Origin of the sequence: Mycobacterium persicum, from assembly GCF_002086675.1 — a bacterium.
GTDB lineage: Bacteria > Actinomycetota > Actinomycetes > Mycobacteriales > Mycobacteriaceae > Mycobacterium > Mycobacterium persicum.
Genome location: NZ_MVIF01000225.1, coordinates 1 through 1713, shown reverse-complemented (window position 1 = coordinate 1713; position 1713 = coordinate 1). Strand labels below are relative to the sequence as shown.

Below are 1713 nucleotides of genomic sequence, written 5' to 3'. Positions count from 1 at the left end.
AACCTGAGGCTATGACCGACACGAGGGATCTCCCAACAACACGGAGATCCCTCGTCTTGTCAGCACCTCGGCCTAACGGTCGAGATCAAACCCAGCCAGCTTCCGTATGAGGACGCTCGCTACCCGTAGTGCTTAGCGCCGCAGCTTTGACCGTGGCCTTGACACGCCCTATCACCGGCGGGACAACCGTGGGTTCGGCAACGTCCGTCCCGCCGACTACACTGCCGCTGAAGTCGCTGCCGCGCACCATAATTTGTATGAGGTGTACAAGCTGGCGGCACGTCAAGTTCAAATCGAAACAAATGGCAATAACCCAGCGCTTGCGTCCGCTGCCGGGGTGAATGGAGCAGTGATGTTGATACAAGCGGTCGATGACGCTCCGGCACTGTCGCCTGGTGATCGTGCTGCCGCGCTTAGGCTGGCTGCGGCTTACACGAGTACAAATGCAATGGGTAGCTATCTGGGTCGCGACGATCCGGCACTTCGGACGGCGATTGATGAAGTCATTGCCAAGGATGCACGAATGAAGGCCGTGTGCGGTGCTGCCGGCTGATTTGCCACCCGGCAAGTGGTCGGTGTCGCTGGTTGGTGCGTGGTGGCCAGCACGGCCCGACGCACCCCAGGCCGGAGTCTCCTACTGGAACCAGGCCGGGGAAATCAAGAGCCAAGAGGCAAGTGATCTGCGAAACGCACGATCTCAGTTGGTGGTTAATAAGGGAAAAACTGCCGATGATTTGCTGGAACGGTATTGGCGCGGCGAGCAGCGTATGGCTACTATAGCCCATCGGTGCCGCGTGAAGAGTGAGCAAAACGACCGAGTCGCAGATGCGGTCAACAATTTGCGTGATCGACTAAGCGAAATCGCTAAGTCCGGCAATGACGAAATAGACCGGATTTTATCTGGGAGTGGGTCAACGAAGACCAAAGTTGCCGCGGTAAACGTGGTCATTGCCGAAAAAAATGCAAGCGCCGCCCATGCTGGGGGCATCGCGATGTCGAATATCATCGACGCGACGCAGCGGGTACTCGACGAGACCATCGGTGGTGATTCGCGAACGTGGCTACACGACCATGGCGTAAATCTCGACGGTCCCCCGCCAGCGCGTCCGCTCACGGCCGAAGACTTAGAAATGAAGTCAGCGTCACCACTCGCGTCAGCGTACGGGGAGACACAGACTTCCTACGGTACTTCGCTGTCGGATGATGTCGCAGCGTCGCCGAAGCCTGAGCCGGCATATGGCGGAACCCAGACACCTAGGAATTCGTTCGCCAGTGACGTCACGCCGCCCTCGCCGCCAAAGCTACCCTATGGCGATACACAGATGATGCCAACTGCGCCGCCGAGCACCGTCACCCCGACAGCCCCGCCGGGTCCGCCAGCGATCGGCTTTGGCGGCCCCTCCATGCCAGGCATTTCGACACCCGGGGCGACCGGCATACCAGCAGCGGCCAGCGCACCTTTATCACCGCAATCCCTAAGCCAGTCGTTCGCCACCGGCATGATGACCGGAGCGCCGGCGGCTGCCGGTGCACAGTCGTTGTCCGAGGGCACAATCCACGCGGCCACAGAGCCTTTGGCACCAACTACGCCACCCGCGACTGCGCCGATTGCCGCCGCTCCAGCAATCGCGACCCCCTCTCTGCCAACCTTGGGTGAGGCACTCGCCCCCTGATAATTAGTGACCCGAGGGCGGGGATGGAGAGTTTCCCCGA

General features: G+C 60.5%; 2 protein-coding genes. Both read left to right on the top strand.

Annotated elements, in window-relative coordinates; genetic code table 11:
- The first annotated feature begins 262 nt into the window (after positions 1–262).
- Positions 263–553: a hypothetical protein gene (locus BST40_RS28005; RefSeq protein ID WP_244174531.1), complete on the top strand. Its 291-nt coding sequence runs from the start codon at positions 263–265 to the stop codon at positions 551–553.
- On the top strand, positions 540–1673 hold the full coding sequence (locus tag BST40_RS30400; RefSeq protein WP_158084052.1) for a hypothetical protein: 1134 nt from the start codon (positions 540–542) through the stop codon (positions 1671–1673). Before BST40_RS28005 ends, BST40_RS30400 begins: the two co-directional genes overlap by 14 nt.
- Positions 1674–1713 lie beyond the last annotated feature (40 nt).